This window comes from [Flexibacter] sp. ATCC 35103 (genome assembly GCF_001975985.1).
Lineage (GTDB): Bacteria > Bacteroidota > Bacteroidia > Flavobacteriales > Flavobacteriaceae > Flavobacterium.
Genome location: NZ_MTQF01000004.1, coordinates 112,064 through 136,762 on the forward strand (window position 1 = coordinate 112,064; position 24,699 = coordinate 136,762).

Genomic DNA, 24,699 nt, shown 5'->3' on the forward strand with positions numbered 1-24,699 from the left:
ATCTGTGTTGGTGTTTCCGCACTGCCATCCTTTGATTGTATGTTGCAAGTCGTTGAACATATTGATGTTCATATCATAAGCAGAACCTTCCTGCGCCAAAAGATCAGACATTCCGTTGTTGTTGTAATCTCTGTCTGTTAATTTTAAGATCGATTGTTTTGTTTTTTGGCACAACCAAACAATCGCTTTGCTTTTTAATTCCTGTGTCCAGATGCATTCTCCAACAAGCCAAGGCGTTTTGAAACGCGTTAGTTCTACAGCTGCAGACTGGTCCAATACGAAAGTCGCATTAGGGTGGTTTTGTAAAAATGTAGCCGGAACTTCAGAACTGATATCTCCCTGAATGGTTCTCTTGATGATATCGGCTTTGTTTTGTCCCCATGCCATTAGTACGATTCTCTTGGATCTCATAATGGTAGAAACTCCCATCGTGATGGCTCTTTTGGGAACGTTATCGATTCCGTTAAAGTCAGATGAGGCGTCTACTCTTGTAATGTGGTCCAGTGTAATAATCCTGGTTCCTGAATTGATGTGCGATCCCGGTTCGTTGAAACCTACGTGACCCGTACGGCCAATTCCCAGTAACTGAAAGTCAAGTCCTCCCGCATTTTTAATGTTCATTTCATAATCGATGCAATATTGGTTGAGTTCCTCAATGGCAACGGTTCCGTCGGGAACATTTACGTTCTCGGGTTTGATGTCGATATGGTTAAAAAGATGCTGGTGCATGAAATAATGATAGCTCTGATTGTTCTCCCTGCTCATTGGATAATATTCATCCAGGTTGAAAGTGATCACATTGCTAAAACTAAGGCCTTCTTCTTTGTGCATTCTCACTAATTCCTCATAAACTTTTATAGGAGAAGAACCTGTTGCTAAACCCAATACACAAGATTTTCCTTTTTCTTGTTTAGATCTAATTAATTGCGCGATTTCCTGCGCTACAATTACTGAAGCTTCTGCTGAATTTTTGAAGATTTCGTTATGGATTTTCTCAAATCTGGTCTCTTCAAATTTTCCCGCGCTTTTATAGCTAATATCAGGTTTTATTTCTAAAGCACTTTTCATTTCTTTTTTCTTTTTTGTATTTACAATTTTGGTTTTTGAAATGGTATAAGCAATTTGCACTGCTTATACCATTTACTAACCAAACTTAAATTCTTATATTCTTTGATATTTATTTTTAGAAATTTGGAGCATTAACATCCCACCAAAGTCTGGTTCCTCCTGTATCAGGACCTCCTAATTTAGCCACTCCAGTTGCTACACCTTCTTTATTGTTTGCAATCTCAGACTGTACAAAGTTGATTCTTCTTGGACCAAGGGGTGTAGAAATTTTTCCTCCACTGTTATTTACAAGTACAGGAAATAATTTTGGGTAACCTGTTCTTCTGTAATCAGACCATGCTTCTTGTCCTTCAGGAAAACCTGCAATCCATTTTTGAGTAATGATTTTTTGCAATTTTACTTCATTAGTTGCAGCACCATCCCAGGCAATTGTAACATTATTTACCGGTGCAGCATTATTTACAGGAAAATTAGGATCTGTATACGCTACTGGTAATTTTACATTATCTGCTGAATAAGCCGCAGCTCCTGAAACACCTCTTTGATCAAATGAAGCCTGAATACCTAATTTGTATAGTGATTCAGCATCACTACCCATATTCCAGCCTCTTAAAGCTCCTTCAGCTCTTAAAAAATAAGCTTCGGCAGTTGTAAATAAATAAATTTCTTTTGATTTTACGACAGCTCCAATTCCTGAAAAATCCTGGTGATCTCCTTTTCCTCCAATTGTAATACCAGTACGAACTCCTTTGTATTGTCCCGGAAATTGAGCAGATGTATCAAAATAAGCTGCTATTCTAGGATCTTCATATCCTTTTAAGATAGATTCCATATCTGCAGACATACGAATGTCTAACCATGAACCGCTAATTGTAGCAATAGGATTTGTAAAGTCCGGAGATACAATTTTAAACGCATCTCCATTTGTAGTCATTACTCCAAATTTTTGTGCGATTGCTTTTTCAGCCTGTGCTTTTGCGATATCCGGTTTTACTTTTACAATACGCATTGCTAATCTTAAACGCAATGTGTTAGCAAATTTTACCCATTGTTTATAGTCCCCTTTATAACCTGATAAATCAGTAGCGGCAAAAGCTGTAGCTTCACCTGCATCTACTCTTTTTGTTAATTCTGTAACTGCAATATCCAACTCAGAAAACATTTGGTTATAAACTTCTTCCTGAGAGTCGTAAGCTATTGGTGCTTCTTTACCGTATTGAGAATAAATAATTGGTCCGAAAATATCTGTAAGTCTGTGCATTCCTTCTACTTTCAAAATAAGAGAAAGTGCATAAAACTGATCGTATTTTCCTTTTGCTTTATTTGCAATATCATATGCATTAAACATGACGTTAGGATATGCATTACTCCATATAGCAACGTTCCATGGATCAATCAAATCATAAGTAGTATTATTACTTCCTCCTCTAAATCCAGTTGGTGTAGCCATATAACCTGACCAAATATCTGCATTTAAGTTTTGTTGCAGCTGGTATTGATCTTCTCTTTGATTTCCTAATACCTGAATATTATTAAACATTGGAGCAAATCCTCCTTTGATGTGATTAAAGTCTTGCGCTAGTTGCTCCTGACTAAAACCATTAGGATTTGTATTAATATCCTCAAAATTATCTGTACAACCTACTGCAGCAAGTAATGAAATACAGACAGCTGTTGTTTTTATATTTTTTAATTTCATTTTTTTTGAATTTAGAAAGTTACATTTAAATTAAGACCGACACTTCTAGTAGATGGTAAACCATAGATATCAACACCTTGCAAGCCTTCTCCTGTACTTAATGCAATATTTGGATCAAAAGGAGCGTCTTTGTAAATAAAGAATAAGTTTCTGGCAATTAAAGAGATACTAGCTGTTTGAAAAACAGGAAGTCTTTTAGGATTAAAAGTATATCCTATAGAAATCTCTCTTACACTTACGTTTGTACCACTGTAAATATATTCTCCGGTAATTCCGTCTCTTCCTCCAACTGTTTTGTAATATTGTTTAGCATCCATTGTAGTAACTGGTGTTCCATCAGGCATAACAGCGTTGATTGCAACTCCTCCAGCATTTCTGGCATCACCTGTAGCTTTAGATACTCCAAAATAATCGTTTTGAGCCTGAGTCATACTCATAACTTCACCACCAAAACGTCCGTCAACTAATACATTTGCAAAGAATGCCCCTAATTTAAAAGAGTTAGAAAAACCTAACATAAAATCAGGATTTGCATTTCCTACTTCAACAAAACCTGAACCGTTGTTTTGAATGTTTCCGTCTGAATTTAATAAAATTCTACCTTGAGCATCTCTTAAAATAGTTTTACCCATAATAGCTCCAAATGGTCTTCCTTCGATTAATGAATATTGGTAATTATTAACTCCCGGATCTGTAAGGTTAACTACTTTTCCTAATGAATCAGGAAGTTCTTTTACCTTATTTCTATTTTGAGAAAAGTTTACAGATGAATCCCAAGTAAATTTATCACCTCTAACAATTCCAGCATTCAATACAATCTCAAAACCTTTATTTTCGATACTTCCTGCATTAAATCCGTAATATTTAACTCCTTCTGGATTTCCTTCTGGAGCAATAACCTGTAAATATTGATTTTTAGTTTCAGAACTGTAGTATGAAATTTCAAAACCTAATCTGTTGTTAAACATTCTCCACTCAGTACCAAATTCGTACTCAGATTTTAATTCTGGTTTTAAAGTAGTTCCGCTTTGTACACCAACCTGAGGTTGTGCAGGAAGTCCTGGAAGGAAATAATTTACCGGAGTAGTAACAAAAGCATTAATATCGTTACCAACCTCAGCATAAGTTCCACGAACTTTAGCAAAACTGATGAAGTCCGGCATTGTAAACATTTCACTAAGAATACCTGTTACCCCTACTGAAGGATAAAAATAAGATGGACTATCTGTATTAACTAATGTAGATGACCAGTCATTTCTAGCTGCTAAATCTAAATACAACATTTCTTTATATCCAAAAGTTGTAGTTGCAAACACAGATTGTACTTCTCTTTTAGAACCAATTGTTTGGTAATTTCCTGTGTTATTTACAAAGTTATGAAGTGTAAACCAGTTCGTAAGTGTTAATCCTCCTCCAATTCCTGAATCTAAAATTGTTTTTTGATTTGTTAACGTATTAGTTATACTGGTACCAATGTTAGCATTGAATGTCAAATCATTAGAAAATTTTGTATTGATTGTAGCAATTAAATCTCCGTAACGTTGTGTGCTATATGAATTTTCGTTGATGTAACGACCATTTGCATGAGAAAGTGTTCCTTGAGTTGTAGCAAATATCTTTTTGTCAAATTCGCTGTCAATTCTGTTATAGCTATATCTTGAAGCAATTGTTAACCAATTATTTGCTTTGTAAGAAGCTGTAATTGCACCATTAAAGAAGTTATTTTTATCTTCAGATTTATTTCTGTTAATAGCCCAATATGGGTTTTGCATAATATCTCTGTTTGTCATCCAGTTTTGAGCCATTAAATTTCTGTTTGGATCAAAAACTTCAAAATTGTCTTTGTAAGCATTAAAATCGTTTCCTCTTGGCATTAAATAAACTCCAGTCAATGGGTTAAAATAAAGTCCGTTAACTGGTTTATTTATAATTGATTGAGTTGTATAATTTGCATTTACTCCAAGTGTTAATTTATCATCTAAGAACTTAGCACTCTGACGAATACCAAAGTTATTTTTCTTGATACTGTTTCCAGGCATAATTCCTGTTCCTGATGTATTAGCATAAGATAATGCTGTAGAAGAATTTGCTGATGCAGTAGAATATCCTAAAGATGTAATTTGTGTAGTTCCTGTATTAAAGAAATCTTTTACGTGATCTTTTGATTTTTGTTTATTACCCCAAGTTTCATCTTCTCCTGCATTAGCAATGTAATCAGATTGAAATTCTGGTAAATAAGCCGCTGTATCAAAAGTAGTAACAGATGATGCTGAAATATTTCCTTTTCCTTCTTTAGCTTTTTTAGAAGAAAGTAAAATTACTCCATTTGCTCCCTGAGAACCATACAATACAGATGCTGCTGCACCTTTAAGAACTGTCATTCCTTCATAATCATCAGGATTAATCAAAGACACAACATCTCCACCATCACGATTACCTCCTGATAAACTACCAAATGTATCATTTGGCTGTCCTGATCCGGAGTTTAGCATTGGGATACCATCAATAACATACAAAGGTTGGTTGTTTGTTACAGAAGAGTTTCCACGAATAACAACTTTAGTAGATCCACCAGTACCTCCAGAGCTTTTTGTTACGGCAACACCAGCAATTTTACCGGCAATTGTATTGATAACGTTTGCATCTTTTACACGAGTTAACTCTTCTCCTTTAAGTTCCTGAGCTGCGTATGTCAAAGATTTTCTAGTTTTCTTAAGACCTAATGAAGTTACAACTACTTCATTTAATGCATTAGATGCACCTTGTTGCATTTTTACGTTAATTGTAGCAGCATCTCCTACAACTATTGATTGTGTTTCAAGACCTACATACGTAAAAACTAAAGTTTGTCCTTTTTGTGCTTCAATAGTGTACAAACCGTCAAAATCGGTAGTAGTACCTTTTTGACCTCCTTGTACTGCAACAGATGCCCCTGGCAATGGCAACCCGTCAGAATCTGTAATCACACCTTTGACATTTTTTACCTGAGCAAGTGAAACTTGCGCCGTAAAAACAATCATAAAGATTAAGAAAATTTTTTTCATGTTTATTTATTTTGTTAGTTATGGTGTAAATTTATTCTTAAGGGATTGTTAAAAAAAATAATTTATACAAACGACTTTAAATTTTAAACGAACGACATAAAACAATCAACAATACGTTTTACGAAAACGTTTTCAAATAAATAAACCACATGATTTTATATATTTTTCAAAGTTTTATTTATCAAATTAACCATTTGTTTAAAATATCAATTAATCAATAAAGCTCTGAAATACTGCCAGATACATAAAAATTAGGGTATATTTAACAAGATATCATTATCTGAACCCAGATTAGCATCACTTAGCAGAATCTTTATTTTGATTCTGATTTTATTTATTTTTTAAAGACAATTCTATCAATCGCTTTAATTACCACAAAGTCCTGTAGTTTTAAATTTTAAACTGGTATATTTTTTATGAATAACATCTAATAAAGAATATTCAGTAAAAGAATCCTGTGCTAATTCCCAAATCATAATTCCACCTGCATTTTGAGAAGCAAATTCTACTTTTTGAGAAATTGTAGGTCTTCCGTTATAATATGTTTTTCCAAGTTCGTCCTGATCGGCAAATTGAGATCCTGCTTCAACGATTTGCCCATAAGTTGAACTGGTTACTTCAGGATAAGTGAAATTATAACCATAAAAAGGCACGCCGAGTGTTAATTTCTCACTTGGTATATTTTGTAGTTTATGCCAAAAATCAATCCCATCTTTAGCATTACTCATCGAACTGTGTTGTCCCGGATTATTTGGAGTCCACGGTCCTGTGCCGTCATAAGACATAATATTCAGAAAATCGAAAGCATTTAATGCCTGACTGCTTATATTATCGAATCGGGAATTATTTGGCAATGCAGCCGTGAGAAGTTTTTTATGTTCTGTGAGCGTTTTTCTTAATTCTAAAACAAATCCGCTATAACCTGTTGTTACGGCGTCCCATTCCAGATCTACATCAACGCCATCAAGATGATGGAGTGCTACAAAATTTATTATGCTCTGAATTAAAGCCGGCCTGTTTTCAGGTTTATCAATTAAAAATGACCAATTTGCAGCTTGTTCTTCAGATATAACTCCGCCTGCGAGCGAAATACTGATTATAATATTCGGATTAACTGATTTTGCATATTTAATAAGTGCATCTATATCTGCGCTAAAATTTAAACTTCCATCTTTATTCGGATTCGCAAATGCGATATTAAGATGTGTCAATTTACAAAACGGAACTGAAGTCATTTTATTAAAATTATCCGAAGATAAATAACCTACAACTCTTGCTGTTTTTGTTTTTGAATTTTCAGGATTCGTTTCTTTTTTTGTTGAAGCGCTATAGATCGAAAAAAGAGAACTTATAAAAAAGAGAATGCCTAATAAGGCTTTATTTTTTATCATAATTTTAATTTAAACTGTTGTTTTTAATTTTAATTAGAATGAAAATAACACCTTATTAGGCATAACTTTATGTTTGAGATTTATTTTTTAGTTTGCATCCCACCAAACTTTACCTAACCAGTCATTTTTTCCTCCCATTCTGGATATTGCATCTAAATAATTTTTCTGGTTTTTCTGCATTTCATCATTTGGATAATACAAACGTGTTGGTGTAACTCCTCCAGTTTCAGAATCTGTATTGGTTATTGGAAGTAAATGAGGGAATCCTGTTCTTCTCCAGTTTGAATATGCTTCGATACTATTAAATAAATAGGTAATCCAGATTTGAGTTCCAATTTGTTCTTTTTCTTTTCCTGCAACTAAAGGTTTAGCATTTACATAAGCATCAATACTTGCCTGACTTGCAGGAGCTGCACCATAAATTTCTAATTGTTTGATACCGGCTTCAACACCTTTTTTGTAATATTCTGCTGCAGAACCTGAAACCCATCCTCTAAAAGCGGCTTCTGCTAACAACAATTCTGTTTCTGAATAACTAACATGTAAAAAAGGAGTTGTTCTTAATTTTAAATAAGGCTGAATTCCTGAAGCTGAATTTGATCCTCCCGGAAGTTCCCATCTAAATACTCCTGGCCTAACACCTTCATATAATGTTTCGCCCGGTTGTATTGGAGACCAGTAAACGATACTACTGCTAGTTTTTGGCGTTGCGATCATCGTTAATCTGGGATCTCCATTATTTCTTAGATAATCTATTAATAAAGAACTAAAATGATCACCATCTTCATCAGAGATAAATCCGTACGACAATCCATTTCCTCTAAAATCAAGTTTAGAAGGATCATCATTAAAAGGAAAATCTAAATGATGCATAATACAGTTGTCCGCATTGCTTTCAAAAACTCCATTTTGAAGTGCTGCTTTTGCCTGTTTTTCAGCTTCGGCAGGTTTTACTTCAGAGATTCTCATGGCCAAACGCAAACGCATAGTATTCGCTAATTTTTTCCATTTTGAAATATCTCCGTTATAAAACAAATCTCCTTTTACTAAATCTCCTCCAGCATTTAACTGATTAAAAGCTTCGTCTAATTCTTTGAAAAAAGCAGCATAAATATCCTCTTGTTTATCATATTTAGGAGTTACAATTCCTTGAGAAAAAGCTAAACCAGCTTCAGAATAAGGTACATCGCCATAAATATCCGTTAAACGCTGTGCGATCATTACTCTCATAATTTTTGCAACGGCATTCATATTTATTGCTGCAGGATCTGCGCTTGTTTTTTCAAGTATATCAACAATACTTTTCATTTCGTGTGCATATACATTTCGCCATAAGGCTACTGCATACTCCTCGCTGTTTATAAATTTGTTCCCGTATTGTGTTACTGCCCATGAACCGGCATAATGCTGTACAAAACCTCCAGAATATATTAAATTGGTTCTGTGTTGGTAATATCCGTCACCGGACATACACAATTGAGTAAAGGTAAGCTGACCAGCAGGATTTGGTGATAACGCTACCGGATCTTTTACCAGTTCGTCAAAATTTTCGGTACAGCCAACTACTGTAAACACTGCAAGTATGGCTATTATATATTTGATTTTCATAATTTACTTTTTTAGAATGTAATTTTAATATTAAAACCATATGATTTTCTTGATGGCAATGAACCATACTCAAAACCTTGTCCGTTTCCTGACGTGTACATCGATTCCGGATCAATGTTTGGTAAATCTTTATTAAAAGTCAACAGATTTCTTGCAAATGCAGAAACATAGATTGAATTTATTTTTGCACCGCCAAAAACACTTTTAGGTATTGTATATCCTAAACTTACCTCTCTTAATTTTACGTAAGAAGCATCATATATAAAAGGTGCAGGCGTGTTATCAAAAACATTTGTCCAATAAGTCTGAGGATCTACCGGAGTGGTATTTTTTACATAAACAGGATTATCAGCTGTTCCTGTATTTACAACTCCATGTGCTACATATCCGGCTGTAGGAACCCATGTTCCCACATTAAAATTAGGATCGTTTGCGGCGGCTTGCGCTCTGGCTGCATTAAATTCATCCCTGCCTTCTGTAGTGACATCTAAAAGTCCTTTTGTTGCAGCAACTGAATTTGTCATAGAATATACATCCATACCAAATTTCATATCTAATAAAAACTGAAGCGTAATTCCTTTATAAGAAAATCTATTTGTTAAACCAGCTGCCCAATCCGGAAGCCCTTTTCCTAAAGTAACTTTTGTATCTGTGTATAACGGAAGACCATTAGCACCAACGATCATTTCTCCTGAAGGCGTTTTTTGAAAATCTTTTCCAATAATAGTTCCGTACTGACCGCCAACTTGTGCTACGATTGCTGCACCAGCCCAGCGAGCCTCAGAAATAGTGTACGTATTAATATCCGGATGCAAAGAAAGAATTGAGTTTTTATTCTTCGAAAAGTTCAAATCAATTCCCCATTCAAAATCTTTAGTTTTTATTGGTGAACCGGATAAAAATATCTCGATACCTTCATTACGTAATTCTCCGGCATTTACAGAAAGAAATTCATATCCTGATGTTGCAGAAGATGCTAAATCAAGTGTTTGGTCAGATGTGTCTTCACGATAAACTGTTATATCCGCTTTTAATCTGTTTTTAAAGAAAGCGGTTTCTAATCCAAATTCGATTCCTGTTTTGGATTGGTAAGTCAGGTTAGCATTTGGTGCCGATGTATTTTTAATATTCACAACACTTTGTCCGTCATAAGCAGAATAAGTAGTGTAGTTCAAGGCATTTTTATATGCTCCCGGTGCATTGGAAACTTTTGCAATCGACGCTCTCAATTTTCCATAAGAAAATGTATCGCTCTTAATATTAAACGCATCAGAGAATACAAAACCTAATGAAGCCGCAGGATAAAAAGCATCTTTTGTTATAACGCTAAACCAATCGTTTCTTCCCGTAAATTCAGCATATAAATATCCTTTGTAATCAAACTTTGCAGAACCGTAAACCGAATTTGTTCTTGTTTTAGTTTCTGATGGTGCATTAATGGTCTGAGTAGAAAAATTACTGATATATTCTGTTCCCGGCTGAATAATATTTGTTCCCTGGCTGGAATTTTCAGATCTGTTAAAATTTCTTCTGCTTGTTCCTAAAATTCCTGAGAAAGTAAGATCTGTAGCTAGTTTAATTTCACTAAAAGTGGCAATGATATCCGTATTCATTTCAGAAACCGTAATATCATTCAAACCTAAATATCCAGTATCTCTTCCCGGCCAAGTACTTCCGGGCGCCATAAAATCTTTAGAATTAAAAACATAAGTATCAAGACCTGTTCTAAAAGTTAATCCAACCCATTTTTTAAGCTGATATGTTCCGGCGACATTTCCTGTAAAACGATTTTTCTTAGAAGAGTTGTGATTTGCATCTACAGTAAAATAAGGATTCAACTGATAAATGTTATTATTCCATTTATAAATTTCTCCTGTATCCGGATTTCCGTAATTTTTCAACCACGCCTGATCAATATTTGGCGCCAATCCGCTTAAAGAATAACCAACGTTATTAGGAGAATCTCCCAAACCTGGTCTGTTTTGTGTGTTTTCAACCATATAATTTACATTGGCATCCAAAGTAAATTTATCCGATTTTAAAGTAGCATTTAAAGTAGCATTATTTCGTTCTAACCCGGAACCAGGAACTACATCATCATTTTTCAGGTTATTAAATCCAAAACGAACATATGCATTTTCACTACCTCCGGAAAGCGCAACTCCGTTAGTTGTAGTAACTCCGGTTTTAAAAAAGTTCTGAATATTATTGTCTACTTTAGCATAAGGTCTCATCGAACCATCAAATATTTTAACCTGCTGTCCTACCGTTTGCGAGAATTTAGGTCCCCATGCACTTGTAGTATATCCATAAATTTCGCTCGGTGCTTTTGCAGGATCCGGCAAAATTCCGTGTGAACCTGTACCATATTCATCCTGAAAATCTTCATATTTAGCATTTACTCTGTCAAAACTAACACCACTTGTTAATTCTACCTGTAGTTTACCTTTACTTCCTTTTTTAGTAGTAATTAAAATTACCCCATTTAATGCTCTTGATCCATATAAAGCAGATGCTGCTGCTCCTTTTAATACACTCAGGCTTTCGATATCATTTGGGTTAATACTGGATAATCCGTCACCGTTATCACGTCCGTCGAACCATTTACTTGCTGCAGCACTATCATTAGACAAACCTGTATTATCAATAGGAACTCCATCTACGACATAAAGCGGCTGGTTATTCTCGCCTATACTCGAAATACCTCTAATGATAACTCTGGCGCTTCCTCCTGCACCTGTAGCAGGCATAGAAACATCAACACCGGCAATTTTACCGGAAAGTGCCGAGGCTACATTCGTGGTAATCACTTTATTCAATTGGTCTCCTTTTACATCCTGAATGGCATAACCCAATTCTTTCTTCTGTCTCTTAATACCTAAAGCCGTAACTACAACTTCATTTAAATTTTGTGCATCTTCAGCCAGCACAACATTTACTGTAGCTGAACTTGCAACGGTTACCGTTTTAGTTTTAATGCCGATATACGAAAAAACAAGAACATCACCTGTCGATGCCTGTATCGCATACATTCCGTCATAATCAGACTGTGTTGCCGTTTTTGTGCCTTGAATAATAATACTTACTCCCGGCAATGGCAATCCGTTTTGATCGCTTACTAAACCCTTGATTGTTTTTACTTGTGCAATTGAAAATTGCGCAGTAAAAACAATCATAAAGATTAACATAATTCGTTTCATTTTATCATGGTTTTGTTGGTTAAGCGATAAATCTATTGTTAAAATTAACATAAATAAAACATTTTAAACAAACAACACAAAACCTTAAACGAACGACGCAAAACATTCAATAATGCGTTTTACGAAAACGATATCCTCTAAAAATAATTTAGTTTTAATCTTTTTTTCCAAAATTTTCTTCAAAAGAATTGTGTTTTAGCAAGTAATTGTTTAAAGTTGCACAATAATTACAGGCAAGAAGCCAATAACAATAAATCATTACTTAAAGTTGACTGAAATTCAAAAATTAAAATTTGATATTAAACTTAAAAATCACGTTTGGTTTTGGGGCAGCTACTTCACTCTTAACTTTTTACGTTGGGGAGCTTACTTTAATGACTATCCCTATTCGTTTAAATCAAACTTAATTGAGTTCTGTTTACACATTCCTCTGGTCTATTTTAATCTTTTTGTTTTAGTACCTCGTTTTGTACTTAAGCAGAAATATATTCAATATACATTTTCTTTAATAGTAAGTCTTTTTGGAATTTATTTATTAAAAACAGCTCTTACCTATTATATTATATCAGAAAACATCTGGCCTGAAGCAAACAGAGAATACCATCCTTTTGAAATCAATCATATTGTTGCTGTTTGTATTGGCGAATTGTATGTTCTGGCTATGGCTTCATCAGTTTACCTGACATTAACCTGGTTAAGAGAACGCGAAAGAAACCGATCATTAAGAGAAAATCAGTTTAAAATAAAATTGAAATACCTGGAAAATCAAATTCAGCCTCATTTCTTTTTCAATACTTTAAATAATCTGTACGCATTATCATTAGAATCCTCTGATAAGGTTCCGGATGTAATTATAAAACTGTCGAATTTGATGGAATATGTTTTATATGACATAAAAGGGACCAAATTTGTTCCATTAATCAAAGAGATAGATTACATTCAAAATTATATCGAAATTGAGAAGTTACGCTTTGAAAACGTTGAAGTTACGATTAACCTGGAATCCAATATAGAAGATATCGTTGTACCGCCCTTAATATTTATATCATTAGTTGAAAATGCCTTTAAACACGGAGGTTTTAACAACAATAACTTAAAAATTAAGATCAATTGTAAGGTTGTTAACAATAAAACGTTAGATTTTGAAATCCTAAATAATTTTGTAAATTCACAAAATCTTAATACTAAAGGCGGAATTGGTTTAGTTAATACCAAGAAAAGATTAAAATTAATTTACAAAAGTGATTTCAGTTTAAAACATAAAACGAAATTAAATTACTATATAATCCGTTTGCAAATACCTATTAATAATGAAGATTAAATGCGTGTTGATTGATGATGAGCCATTAGCAATCAAAGTCCTGCAAAATTATTTTACAAATTTTACAGACTTTGAAGTCATTGGTACATTCAATAATTCTCTGGAAGCGCTTGATTTTATAAACAGTACTGCTGTTGATGCCGTATTTTTAGACATCAACATGCCTATGATGACGGGTTTTGAACTCATTAGTTTAATCGAAAATAAAACCAAGGTTATCATCACCACCGCTTTTAGGGAATTTGCTGCCGAAAGCTATGATCTTGATGTTTTAGACTATTTAGTAAAACCAATTCCGTTACCTCGATTTATAAAATGCATTAATAAAATTACAACCGAGTACAATTTAAAAAACAATATTAAGGTCGAAACCACAAAAGGGGACTCTCATATTTTTATCAAAGTCGATAAAAAAATGATGAAAATTAATATCGAAGAAATTTTATTTGTCGAAGGAATGAAGGAATATATCAAGGTTGTTACTCCTGATAAAACCTATATTACCCATAAATCATTGACTTCATTATCTGAAGAATTGCCTGCAGATCGCTTTTTAAGAATTCATAAATCATACGTTATTGCACTAAATAAGGTAAAATCTATCGAAGGAAACCGCATTCAGATCCAGTCATACACCATTCCTATTGGCAGAAATTACAGCAAAGAGGTCAAAAACAAAATTCTTGAATAAATTCTTATTCTCAATTTCATTTTATAACTCAGTAAAAATTAACACATTGTTGAAAAAATGATGCCGTTGGTTTAAATTTAACATTATTTGTGCCTTTTTATTTTTTTTTGATATACTTAACAAATATATTTACGGTCTTCAAAAAACAATAAAATAAAAAATTAACCTCTTAAATTATGAGTTCAGAAAATGTTCAAACCAAATGGGGACAGTTTATCTCTTTGATAATTGTTTTCTTCTTTTGGGGTTTTGTTGGTTCAGCCAATGATATCCTGATTCCAGTATTCAAAAAAGTATTCACTTTATCACAAGTACAATCTCAATTAGTAGCCTGGGCATTTTATGCTGCGTACTTTGTAGGATCTATGATATTCTTTTTAGTTTCCTTAAAATTAGATGTTTTACAAAAATTCGGATACAAAAAAACACTTTCTGCCGGTTTACTTCTTTCTGCAGTTGGTTCATTTTTATTCATTCCTGCTGCAACAATGGAAAGTTTTCCTTTCTTTTTAACCGCTTTATTTACAGTAGGTTTAGGATTTTCAATACAACAAATCGTTGCCAATCCGTTAGCTATTAAAATGGGAAGTCCTGCAACAGGAGCGCACCGTTTGACATTGGCCGGAGGAATAAACTCTTTTGGAACAACAATTGGAGCTATCCTTTTAGGAATCGCTTTGTTTGGAATGGGAGACAACAAAAACACATCACTTTCATTAGAAGATATCAAATTACCTTTCGTTATTCTTGGGCTTGCATTTATTGTAGTGGCCATTTTCATGAACTTCTCTAAAATCGAAGATCCTGCAAAAGAAGAGGAAGAAGTAGTTAAAGTAGCACACGAAAAATTCAACATCCTGGATTACCCACAATTATATTTAGGAATGTTAGGAATCTTTATTTATGTTGGAACAGAGGTTACCATTATCAGTAATTTACCTGCATTGCTTCATACTGCAGAATTCGGAAACGTATTAGAAGATGCCATTGCACCATTTATCGCCTTATATTGGGGAAGTTTAATGATTGGTCGCTGGAATGGCGGAGTTAACGTTTTTAATACTTCAAACTTAGTAAACACGGCATTAAAATTCATTGTACCGGCTGTAGCTTTTGGAGTAATTATTGGAGCTAACATTTTTGCTGCTCATGACGTTTCTGCATTTTACATTTACCCAATCTGGATCTTATTGTTTATCGCTGTAAGTTTTGTAGGTGGTAAAAATGCGGGAAAAACATTAATGCTTTTTGGAATATCAGGTTTATTAATGATGGTTGCAGGATTAGCCTGGCCAGATCCGTCAATTGCTAAATTCTTCTTTATTTCCGGAGGTTTATTCTTATCTATCATGTGGCCATCGATATTCGATTTAGCTATTGCAGGTTTAGGAAAAAACACAGGAAAAGCGTCTTCATTCTTAATTATGATGATTCTTGGTGGAGGAGTTATTCCATTAATTCAGGGAAGTATCTGCGATATTGACTTAACAAGCCCGGGTGGAATCTTCGGAATCACCTGGACTCACTTCTCTTACATCGTTCCACTTCTTGGTTTTGCTTATTTAGGATTCTACGGTTTCTATTGCCCTAAAATCTTAAAAAGACAAGGAATTAACCACGTTGAAGGTGGCGGTGGAGGTCACTAAGCCAAAACATAAAAAATAAAAAAAAATCCCAAATTCCAATTTTATCGATAGGAATTTGGGATTTTTTTATTGCTGCAAATTTTCAAACCCAATAACCTTTGCAACTTTTTACCTTTTATTTCGCATTTATAATATTACTGAGATTCTTTTTAAAAACCTCTTTATTTTTCGCTGATAAAGTATAAACAACATCTTTGTCAGCATGAACAATAACTTTATCTATATTCGCTTCTAATAGCGCTTTTGGATCTTTTATTTTCAATGTACAAGCCCCGTCAAAAAAGCCATCATCTTCAATGATTTTTTTAGCTTCGATAATCGTTCCGTCACTTAATACCGCAGAGATAGTCATGGTTGTATTGAGCGTTTTCGAATAAAAACCATCCATGACCAACAGTAGCCGATATGAGTTTTTTAATTCCGGACCTTTAAACTCATGACGCGTAATATTGTAACGCAAACCTTTTGCCAGAGATTGAAACTGTACAGAACAATCCAGTTCAAAACTTGCAACATCACCAGCTTCACTAACCTGCTTTATTATTTTAGCAGCCTGTGCATTTACAGAAATACCAATGACCAAAAACACGAAAACCACAATAACTTTTTTCATATGTACTTCTTTTTTAGACATATAAATGTAAAAAAAAATCGCCACCTTTTTTTAAAAGATGACGATTTTATATTTTAAATACCTGAGTATTACTTATTTCCTTTTTCGAAATCAGCTACAAACTGAGCCAATCCAATATCAGTCAACGGGTGTTTCAATAATCCGTAAATTGCAGAAAGAGGTCCTGTCATAACATCAGCACCAATTTTAGCACAGTTTACAATATGCATAGTGTGACGTACAGAAGCAGCCAAAATTTGAGTTTCATAACCATAGTTATCATAAATAGATCTAATTTCTTCGATCAAATTCAAACCATCTGTAGAAACATCATCTAAACGACCAATAAAAGGAGAAACATACGTTGCTCCGGCTTTTGCAGCCAATAATGCCTGACCTGCAGAAAACACAAGCGTTACGTTAGTTTTGATTCCTTTATCAGAGAAATATTTTGCAGCCATTACACCTTCTTTTGTCATAGGCAATTTAACTACGATTTGCTCATGCAATTCAGCCAATTCTTCACCTTCTTTGATCATTCCATCAAAATCCAGCGCATTCACTTCAGCACTAACATCTCCTTCAACAAGATTACAAATGTCAACATAATGCTTTAAGATATTGTTTTTTCCGGTAATACCTTCTTTCGCCATCAATGACGGATTAGTTGTTACACCATCTAAAACACCTAAAGCCTGTGCTTCTTTAATCTGAGCTAAATTAGCTGTGTCAATAAAAAATTTCATAATTATATCTATTTAATTGTGTTCTTACTTTGGGCGTGATTTCGCCGCGGCGAACCGGCTTTCGGCTTTATCTTAAGAAGCTCTAAAAATAAAAATACCTAACAGCCACCGGCTGTTCTCCTCTTAATCTCAAATCTCACGCAAATTCGGTGCAAAATTACAATTTATAATTTCCATAAAATAAAAAACTAAAAAAATAATTGTAAATATCACAAATTCATCCTTATAAAAACATTTATATAAAAGCTAATTTTATTTTTGTATTTTTAAAAAATTAAAAATACTCCCCAAAAAAGTGCTAGAAGATCATTTTAAACAAGATATAATTAACATTGAGAACATCACAATTGTTCCTACTTTACTTAACGTTGTTTGTCAAACTACCGGAATGGGTTTTGCAGCTATAGCAAGAGTTACAGATGATCGATGGATTACTTGCAGCGTTCAGGACAATGTTCAATTTGGTCTAAAACCGGGAGACGAATTACAAATAAAAACAACAATCTGCGACGATATTAGAAAAAATCGGAGAGCAGTAATTATTGATAACGTAAGCGAAGATCCGGAATACCACAACCATCATACTCCGGCAATGTACAAACTGCAAAGCTATATTTCAGTTCCTATAATACGCAAGGATGGTAGTTTCTTTGGGACTTTATGCGCTATTGACCCCAAACCAAACAGTTTAAAAGAATTTAAAGTCCGTGAAATGTTTAATTTATTTGCAGATCTTATTGCATTTCACCTCACAGTAATTGAACAGGAAACAGAGAACGAAATAGCTCTAAAAGAAAAAAACAATCTCTTAAAGAAAACAGAAGTTGAGAAAAAGGAGATTCAAAAATTAAATTCGGATATAGAGAAAAAGCTTCTTCAGAAAAATATTTCACTTGAAAAAATGAACAGCGAATTAGAAGCTTTCAATTATATCTCAAGTCACGATCTTCAGGAACCTTTGCGCAAAATTCAGCTTTTTACAGATACAATCGAACGTGAAGAAGCGCATAATTTATCTGAAAAAGGAAAAGCCGCATTTCATAAAATCAAAATGTCAGCTTATCGAATGCAAAACCTCATTAGTGATCTTCTAATATATTCCAAAACAAAATTTGACGACAGAAAGTTTGAATTAAAAGACTTAAATCAAATTGCCCAAGATGTCATTGAAGACCTTACAGATGAATTTGATAATAAAAATGTAGTTTTTGATATACAACCATTAGGAAAACTGTCTGTAATTGAATTTCAATTTAGACAATTACTATATAATCTAATCAGCAATTCATTGAAATTTGCAAGTCCTGGCAGAGATTTAATCATAACAGTATCAGCAAAAATGACAAATGGAGAGCTCGAAAAGCTTTCTCCGCTTACCAAATATTACAAAATAACGATTTCTGATAACGGTATTGGATTTGATCAGCAGTACAACGAAAAGATATTTGGTCTCTTTCAGGCCCTACATACAAAACCACTTAAAAGTACCGGAATTGGACTTACAATAGTAAAACGAATTGTAGAAAACCACAACGGTTTTATTAAGGCAGAAGGAATTTTAAATCAAGGAGCAAAATTTGAAATCTTTATTCCTGTAGAATAATTTCAAAATTTGCTCCAGTCAAATTATTATAACTTATAATGATTCATTAGCATCTTCTCATAAACTTTATCCGGAAGAGCGCGCTTTAATACAATTGAAAATTTTTGCATAAAAGCCCCTACTTTATAATGCACATTTGGCTTTTTTTGCTGCATAATTTTATAAACCGCTTCAGCCATTTCATTTGGATTACTTCCTGCATCAACATGTTCATTCATCGTTGAAAGCGTTTCTCCATATACTTTTTCATAAGCAGAACCAGCTATAACCGGCGCATGATAACGACCAGACGCGATATTTGTTGCAAAATCTCCCGGTGCTACATTTGTAATTTCAATTCCAAATGATTTTACCTCCATACGCAACGCTTCCGTAATCAACTCTAAAGCTCCTTTTGAAGCTGAATATACACTACGATATGGCAATCCCATATAACCGGCAATCGAGGTAATATTGATAATCAAGCCTGATTTTTGTTCTCTCATTTGTGGCAGAACTGCTTTCATTACTTCAATTGGACCAAAAAAGTTAGTTTCAAAATTATTCTTGATTTCTTCTGTTGGAATTTCTTCAAGAGGTCCTGTAATTCCAACACCTGCATTATTAATTACAACGTCTAATCGTCCGGAATTGGCAATAATTTTATTTACGGCAGTTTTTATAGATTCTGCATTTCGAACATCTAAGGCAACTAACGGAAAAACCGAATTCAGAACCTTTTCAGGATTTCTGCTCGTTCCATATACTACGAAACCTTTTTTATGTAAAAATTCTCCAATTGATTTTCCAATCCCTGAAGATCCTCCGGTAATTAAAACGACTTTGCTCATTTAATTTATTATAAATTATTACTTTAACTTGTACTAAAAAGAAAAAATCTAGTTTTTATCGTTAATCATTTCACCTATTCTCTTAGAAAAAATAGCAACCCCATTTTTATTCATATGCGTATAATTGTAGAAATTTTCTTTCTTTAAACATATAGAATCACGTGAAAAATTACGATATTTAATATTGTTTTGCTGTGCGATTTTATTTAAAATATTATTTATGCATTTTTTATTATATGGCCTGTATAAATTAGCTTCAAAATAATACGGAGACCAGACAAAAAAAACTTTAATATTATTGCGTTTACAGTCTTCTATAATCTCCTTCAAAACTACAAACCCTTTTTTATATTTATTAAAATTAAAATCATCTTTTAATTTACCATCTTCTATTATTTTTTTAAAATTGAGATAGTCTTTATCGATCCAGTTAATATCACTTTCAACATAACCTTTGACATTTTTAGGACAATAAGATGCTTTTCTTAAAGACATTATTTGCTGAAAAATAGTCATTTCATATCCTCTGTATTTATAAAGGGGAATATATTTTTCATAATAATAATCACCATCTATTTCTTTAGCTACAGCATCATATTCACTTGTATTTAAGTAAGGCAAATATTGAAATTTATTAAATAAATCTTCCGATTCAAATAACGAATTATCATCCAAGTCCAAAATTAATATTTTCGGCTTAGGATTACGGTCCCGATATAATTTCCACCTCATTTGCAAAATATCATAATGTGTACCACTCACACCTAAATTATAGGTATCCAGACCTGTTAATTTTTTAATCGCCTCAGTATCATAATGCACCTCTGCTCTGGAAGTCCCTAAAATAACTATTTCTGTTTTAATTTTACCATTATAAATTTGACTCCAGGTATTATTTTCACATATATTATCTTTTTTTAAACAAAAATCTATCGCACTCTGCATACTAAATAATAGCAGATAAACGATTATAACCGCAGCGATGAATTTTAAAATAAATTTTTTCATATCTAAAATTGAAAATAAATAAAACTGGCCGCTTGATTTTTAATTGAAAACATAATACTAATTATTGCGAACATATAAAGTAAATATTTTAGAACTGTTGACGTTTTTGTAGTATGAAATTTTGTAAAAATTACCTCTTCATTTTTATAATACCATTCTATAATTAAAAACATGCCTATATAAAAAAACAAACGCCTAATACTTAATTCATATGTTTTAGCAGATTGGATCGTAAAAAAACCCTCGTATTTAAAAATTCCTTTTATATATTTTATAGCATCTGCTAAAGAACTTGATCTAAAAAAAATCCAGGCAAAAGTTGTGAGACCAAAAGTGATAAAAATATCTTTAAATTCATTAACTTTTGAAAGAACATCATTTTTTAAACTATGATTATTACTTAAATATTTCCTGTTACTTTTCATTAAAAATGACGGAATAAAATACAATGCATTCAATGCTCCCCAAAATATAAAAGTCCAATTTGCACCATGCCAAAACCCACTTAAGATAAAGATAATAAAGATATTACGTATTGACTTAATCAAAGAAACCTGAGAACCTCCTAACGGAATATAAACGTAATCCCTGAACCAGGAAGATAATGAAATATGCCAACGTCTCCAGAAATCTGCAATATTCCTTGAGAAATAAGGTGTTTTGAAATTTGTAATTAAATCAATACCCAGCAATTTTGCTACTCCAATAGCAATGTCTGAATATCCTGAAAAATCACAATAAATCTGAAAAGAAAAAAGTACCGCACCAAGTATTAAAGTACCTCCTGAATAATCAGAATAATTTTGAAATATATCATCAACAAAAATTGAGCATGTATCTGCTATAACTATTTTCTTGAAAAGTCCCCACAAGATTTGTCTTAATCCATTTGAGGCTTTTTCATAACTAAATATCCTTTTATTTTTAATTTGAGGCAATAAATGTGTCGCTCTCTCAATTGGACCTGCCACTAATAATGGAAAAAAGCTAACAAAAACAGCATAATCAACAAAGCTCTTCTCTGCTGTGATTCTTTTTTTATAGATATCAATAACATATGACAATCCATGAAAAGTGTAAAATGAAATACCAACGGGCAATACGATATTTAATGTAGTGGCATTTATTGTAAAACCAAAACCCGCGAACAGATCTACGAAAGACTCAACAAAAAAATTATAATATTTAAAAACGCCTAAAAAGCAAAGATTTACAGAAATACTTAGCCAAAACCAAAATCGTTTTGAACTTGTTTTTGAAGTATCTGAAATTTTAATTCCGGAATAATAATCTAATAAGGTAGAAAAAACCAGCAAAAATAAAAAGCGCCAATCCCAGAAAGCGTAAAAGAAATAGCTTGAAACTAATAAAAGTAGATTTTGTAATTTTAAATTCCTATTCGCGACAAACCAATATAATATAAAAATTAATGGTAAAAAAAACGCAAAATTCAAGGAATTAAAAAGCATGTTTATTTTTCATTTATTTATGGTTAGTAATCATTTTAAAACCTTAACACACCTATATATTTTAAACCAATATGCATTATTATTTTAAAACCAGCCAAAAATAAAAAAATCCTCCATAAAGGAAGACTCATTTGTATAAATTCTAAAAAATAAAAAAAATGGCAAGCGACCTACATCGCACCGCTCAACCACGTACCCTTGCTATGTTCCCATCCTGGGGGAGTCTGCAGGAGCTGGTCGTGTAGGACTTGCCGGTGCAAATATACAATCTTTTTATATTTTTGCAAGACCTTTGTTGCTATAAAAATATCGTCGTATATTGGCTTATTCAAATTTTAAACTATGAAAAAATATAACTTCCTAACTGTCATTTTATTAGGAATCACATTAATTGGATGTGGAGACACAAAAAAAGGTGAAAATTCTTTGTTTACTATCGATGATTCTGCTTTTCCGGCACATTTTACACAAGAAAAAGCAGTTTCTATCGGAATTTTAAACCCAAATTCGAAAGAAATCGACAGCATTGTGTACTTCGTTAACGATAAAAAAGTGGGAAGCATAAAAGGTGCTCAAAAATTTAATTTTGCATTAAAAGATCAAAGATTAGGATATCAGTATATAAAAGCAACCGTTTATTTTGGATCTGATTCATCTGATGCTACCAAGCGAATCGAATTAGTTTCGAATATTGAACCAAAATTATTAAAATATAAAGTAGTCAATACATATGCTCACGATAAAAAATCTTTTACGGAAGGTTTTGAATTTTACAATGATACTTTATACGAAAGTACCGGACAAGAAGGCGCTTCATTCATAAAAAAATATGATTACAAAACAGGAAAAATTTTCAAGCAAATTGATCTTGATAAACAATATTTTGGAGAAGGAATCACCTTTATAAATGGCAAATTATTTCAACTGACTTATAAAAATAAAAAAGGCTTTATCTATAATGCAAAAACATTAAAACTGGAAAAAACCTTTGATTTTGAAAAAGAAATTGAAGGCTGGGGAATGACAAATGATGGGAAATATATTTATCAAACTGACGGAACTGAAAAAATCTGGAAAGTAGATCCTGAAACCCAAAAAATGGTAGACTATATTAATGTTTATTCAGGATCTTCAAAAATTAAATCTATCAATGAGCTGGAATGGATAAACGGAAAAATCTATACAAATGTTTGGTTTAAAGATGCTATTGCTGTTGTAAACCCGGCAAATGGAGCTGTTGAAGGAATTTTAAATCTCTCAGACCTGCGTAAATCTATGAATGATATTACAACTGATGATGTTTTAAACGGAATTGCTTATAACCCAAAAACGAAGACCATTTTTGTAACCGGTAAAAACTGGAGCAAAATGTTCGAAATTACAGTTTCAGAATAAAATACAAAAAAATAAAAACACGAATTTCACAGATTTCACGGATCAGTTCGTGATAATTTGTGAAATTTGTGTTTTATAACAATATCAATAATGACAACATTAATTACAAACATAGAAGAATTACTTCAGGTTCGGGAAACTTCTGTTTCTAAGGTTTCAGGTGCTGAAATGGCTATTCTTCCTACTATAAAAAATGCTTTTTTAATTTTAAAAGACAATTTGATTCATGATTTTGGTTCGATGGAAAATCTTCCTGAAATCAAAGCCGACAAGATTATCGACGCAACTGGAAAAATTGTTTTACCATCCTGGTGTGACAGTCATACACACATTGTATATGCTGGCAATCGCGAACAGGAATTTGTAGACAGAATCAACGGATTTTCATATGAGGAAATTGCCAACCGCGGTGGCGGAATATTAAACTCAGCTAAAAAACTCAATGAAACCTCAGAAGATGAAATCTATGAGCAATCTAAAGTTCGTCTAGAAGAAGTCATGCATTTAGGAACCGGAGCTGTAGAAATAAAATCCGGTTACGGATTAACAATCGAAGGCGAGATGAAAATGCTTCGTGTGATAAAAAAACTGGCTCAGAATTATCCAATTACTATAAAAGCTACTTTTCTTGGCGCACATGCTTTTCCGCTACATTATAAAGACAACAAAAACGGTTATATAGACGAAATCATAAACCAAATGATTCCTGAAATTGCTCAAAATAATCTAGCAGACTACGTTGACGTATTTTGCGAAACCGGATATTTTTCTGTGGAAGAAACCGAAAAAATTATGCAAGCAGGAATAGCATCGGGTTTAAAACCAAAAATTCACGTGAATCAGTTTAATTCTATTGGAGGAATACAAGCCGGAATTAAATACAAAGCTCTTTCTGTCGATCATCTCGAAATTATGAAACCGGAAGATATTGAAGCTTTAAAAAACACAGAAACAATGCCTGTAGCATTACCTTCATGTTCTTATTTTTTAAGTATTCCGTATACTCCAGCCCGTGAGATGATAAAAGCAGGACTTCCGTTAGCATTAGCAACAGATTTCAATCCAGGTTCTACTCCATCCGGAAACATGAATTTTGTCGTTGCAACAGCTTGTATCAAAATGAAAATGACTCCTGAGGAAGCCATAAATGCAGCAACTATAAATGGCGCTTATGCAATGGGAATCTCAGAAACCCACGGAAGTATTACCAAAGGTAAAAAGGCCAACCTGATCCTCACAAAACCAATTTCATCTTATTATCAAATTCCATACGCATTTGGCAGCAATTTAATCGAAAGTGTTTTTGTCGAAGGTGAAATTCTATAAAATGAATTATAATTTTAATTCCTTTTCAATACATAGAATCA

General features: G+C 33.1%; 17 protein-coding genes and 1 other RNA gene. 6 read left to right on the forward strand and 12 right to left on the reverse strand.

Annotation, left to right across the window (positions count from 1 at the left end; translation table 11 throughout):
• The 6 genes from nagB to BXU01_RS08570 all read right to left on the reverse strand — a co-directional run.
• Positions 1-1,068 (reverse strand): glucosamine-6-phosphate deaminase (nagB, locus tag BXU01_RS08545; protein WP_083693273.1); only part of this gene is annotated, 1,068 nt, incomplete at its 3' end.
• A 115-nt stretch (positions 1,069-1,183) separates the two neighbouring features.
• Entirely contained in the window at positions 1,184-2,767 is a 1,584-nt protein-coding gene (locus tag BXU01_RS08550; protein ID WP_083692796.1) for a RagB/SusD family nutrient uptake outer membrane protein, read from the reverse strand.
• An 11-nt stretch (positions 2,768-2,778) separates the two neighbouring features.
• Positions 2,779-5,811: a SusC/RagA family TonB-linked outer membrane protein gene (locus BXU01_RS08555; RefSeq protein ID WP_083692797.1), complete on the reverse strand. Its 3,033-nt coding sequence runs from the start codon at positions 5,809-5,811 to the stop codon at positions 2,779-2,781.
• Positions 5,812-6,176: 365 nt separating this feature from the next.
• Entirely contained in the window at positions 6,177-7,202 is a 1,026-nt protein-coding gene (locus BXU01_RS08560) for a glycosyl hydrolase family 18 protein (RefSeq protein WP_083692798.1), read from the reverse strand.
• An 87-nt stretch (positions 7,203-7,289) separates the two neighbouring features.
• A complete protein-coding gene (locus tag BXU01_RS08565) occupies positions 7,290-8,810 on the reverse strand; it encodes a SusD/RagB family nutrient-binding outer membrane lipoprotein (RefSeq protein ID WP_083692799.1) in 1,521 nt (506 codons plus the stop codon).
• Positions 8,811-8,821: 11 nt separating this feature from the next.
• Complete coding sequence (locus tag BXU01_RS08570) at positions 8,822-12,010, reverse strand: SusC/RagA family TonB-linked outer membrane protein (protein WP_206196610.1); 3,189 nt, start codon at positions 12,008-12,010, stop codon at positions 8,822-8,824.
• A 268-nt stretch (positions 12,011-12,278) separates the two neighbouring features.
• On the opposite strand from BXU01_RS08570, the gene BXU01_RS08575 reads away from it, so the two are divergent.
• The 3 genes from BXU01_RS08575 to BXU01_RS08585 all read left to right on the forward strand — a co-directional run bounded on the left by BXU01_RS08575 (position 12,279) and on the right by BXU01_RS08585 (position 15,668).
• Positions 12,279-13,331 carry a sensor histidine kinase gene (locus BXU01_RS08575; protein ID WP_083692801.1) on the forward strand — a complete coding sequence of 351 codons (1,053 nt, stop codon included), beginning with the start codon at positions 12,279-12,281 and terminating at the stop codon, positions 13,329-13,331.
• Positions 13,321-14,022 carry a LytTR family DNA-binding domain-containing protein gene (locus BXU01_RS08580; protein ID WP_056249762.1) on the forward strand — a complete coding sequence of 234 codons (702 nt, stop codon included), beginning with the start codon at positions 13,321-13,323 and terminating at the stop codon, positions 14,020-14,022. The genes BXU01_RS08575 and BXU01_RS08580 overlap by 11 nt, the downstream gene beginning before the upstream one ends.
• A gap of 176 nt (positions 14,023-14,198) precedes the next feature.
• Entirely contained in the window at positions 14,199-15,668 is a 1,470-nt protein-coding gene (locus BXU01_RS08585) for an MFS transporter (RefSeq protein ID WP_083692802.1), read from the forward strand.
• Between the two features lie 115 nt (positions 15,669-15,783).
• Here the strand turns inward: BXU01_RS08585 and BXU01_RS08590 are convergent, their stop codons facing one another.
• Complete coding sequence (locus BXU01_RS08590; protein WP_083693274.1) at positions 15,784-16,281, reverse strand: hypothetical protein; 498 nt, start codon at positions 16,279-16,281, stop codon at positions 15,784-15,786.
• An 89-nt stretch (positions 16,282-16,370) separates the two neighbouring features.
• Positions 16,371-17,027, reverse strand: a complete 657-nt coding sequence (gene fsa / locus BXU01_RS08595; RefSeq protein WP_055096519.1) for a fructose-6-phosphate aldolase — start codon at positions 17,025-17,027, stop codon at positions 16,371-16,373.
• Positions 17,028-17,322: 295 nt separating this feature from the next.
• Here fsa and BXU01_RS08600 point away from each other — a divergent pair, with 295 nt between their 5' ends.
• The gene (locus tag BXU01_RS08600; RefSeq protein WP_083692803.1) at positions 17,323-18,630 is read left to right on the forward strand and encodes an ATP-binding protein; all 1,308 of its coding nucleotides are present in this window, start codon (positions 17,323-17,325) and stop codon (positions 18,628-18,630) included.
• Positions 18,631-18,656: 26 nt separating this feature from the next.
• On the opposite strand, the gene BXU01_RS08605 is transcribed toward BXU01_RS08600, so the two are convergent.
• From BXU01_RS08605 to ffs, 4 genes are all read right to left on the reverse strand, one after another.
• The gene (locus tag BXU01_RS08605) at positions 18,657-19,460 is read right to left on the reverse strand and encodes an SDR family oxidoreductase (RefSeq protein WP_083692804.1); all 804 of its coding nucleotides are present in this window, start codon (positions 19,458-19,460) and stop codon (positions 18,657-18,659) included.
• A gap of 48 nt (positions 19,461-19,508) precedes the next feature.
• Entirely contained in the window at positions 19,509-20,468 is a 960-nt protein-coding gene (locus BXU01_RS08610; protein WP_083692805.1) for a hypothetical protein, read from the reverse strand.
• A 2-nt stretch (positions 20,469-20,470) separates the two neighbouring features.
• On the reverse strand, positions 20,471-21,937 hold the full coding sequence (locus BXU01_RS08615) for an MBOAT family protein (protein ID WP_083692806.1): 1,467 nt from the start codon (positions 21,935-21,937) through the stop codon (positions 20,471-20,473).
• 156 nt (positions 21,938-22,093) lie between these two features.
• An RNA gene (gene ffs, locus BXU01_RS08620) (signal recognition particle sRNA small type) lies at positions 22,094-22,191 on the reverse strand.
• 88 nt (positions 22,192-22,279) lie between these two features.
• Between ffs and BXU01_RS08625 the strand changes: the two genes are divergently transcribed.
• Both BXU01_RS08625 and hutI read left to right on the forward strand, forming a co-directional pair.
• Positions 22,280-23,332 carry a glutaminyl-peptide cyclotransferase gene (locus BXU01_RS08625; protein WP_083692807.1) on the forward strand — a complete coding sequence of 351 codons (1,053 nt, stop codon included), beginning with the start codon at positions 22,280-22,282 and terminating at the stop codon, positions 23,330-23,332.
• Between the two features lie 90 nt (positions 23,333-23,422).
• The gene (hutI, locus tag BXU01_RS08630) at positions 23,423-24,658 is read left to right on the forward strand and encodes an imidazolonepropionase (RefSeq protein ID WP_083692808.1); all 1,236 of its coding nucleotides are present in this window, start codon (positions 23,423-23,425) and stop codon (positions 24,656-24,658) included.
• Positions 24,659-24,699 lie beyond the last annotated feature (41 nt).

Coding starts and splice junctions, on each gene's coding strand:
- BXU01_RS08555 (WP_083692797.1), bottom strand. CDS start 5,811: ATGAAAAAAATTTTCTTAATCTTTATGATTGTTTTTACGGCGCAAGTT.
- BXU01_RS08585 (WP_083692802.1), top strand. CDS start 14,199: ATGAGTTCAGAAAATGTTCAAACCAAATGGGGACAGTTTATCTCTTTG.
- BXU01_RS08550 (WP_083692796.1), bottom strand. CDS start 2,767: ATGAAATTAAAAAATATAAAAACAACAGCTGTCTGTATTTCATTACTT.
- BXU01_RS08565 (WP_083692799.1), bottom strand. CDS start 8,810: ATGAAAATCAAATATATAATAGCCATACTTGCAGTGTTTACAGTAGTT.
- BXU01_RS08625 (WP_083692807.1), top strand. CDS start 22,280: ATGAAAAAATATAACTTCCTAACTGTCATTTTATTAGGAATCACATTA.
- BXU01_RS08610 (WP_083692805.1), bottom strand. CDS start 20,468: ATGAAAAAATTTATTTTAAAATTCATCGCTGCGGTTATAATCGTTTAT.
- hutI (WP_083692808.1), top strand. CDS start 23,423: ATGACAACATTAATTACAAACATAGAAGAATTACTTCAGGTTCGGGAA.
- BXU01_RS08605 (WP_083692804.1), bottom strand. CDS start 19,460: ATGAGCAAAGTCGTTTTAATTACCGGAGGATCTTCAGGGATTGGAAAA.
- BXU01_RS08560 (WP_083692798.1), bottom strand. CDS start 7,202: ATGATAAAAAATAAAGCCTTATTAGGCATTCTCTTTTTTATAAGTTCT.
- BXU01_RS08590 (WP_083693274.1), bottom strand. CDS start 16,281: ATGAAAAAAGTTATTGTGGTTTTCGTGTTTTTGGTCATTGGTATTTCT.
- BXU01_RS08580 (WP_056249762.1), top strand. CDS start 13,321: ATGAAGATTAAATGCGTGTTGATTGATGATGAGCCATTAGCAATCAAA.
- BXU01_RS08570 (WP_206196610.1), bottom strand. CDS start 12,010: ATGAAACGAATTATGTTAATCTTTATGATTGTTTTTACTGCGCAATTT.
- BXU01_RS08615 (WP_083692806.1), bottom strand. CDS start 21,937: ATGCTTTTTAATTCCTTGAATTTTGCGTTTTTTTTACCATTAATTTTT.
- fsa (WP_055096519.1), bottom strand. CDS start 17,027: ATGAAATTTTTTATTGACACAGCTAATTTAGCTCAGATTAAAGAAGCA.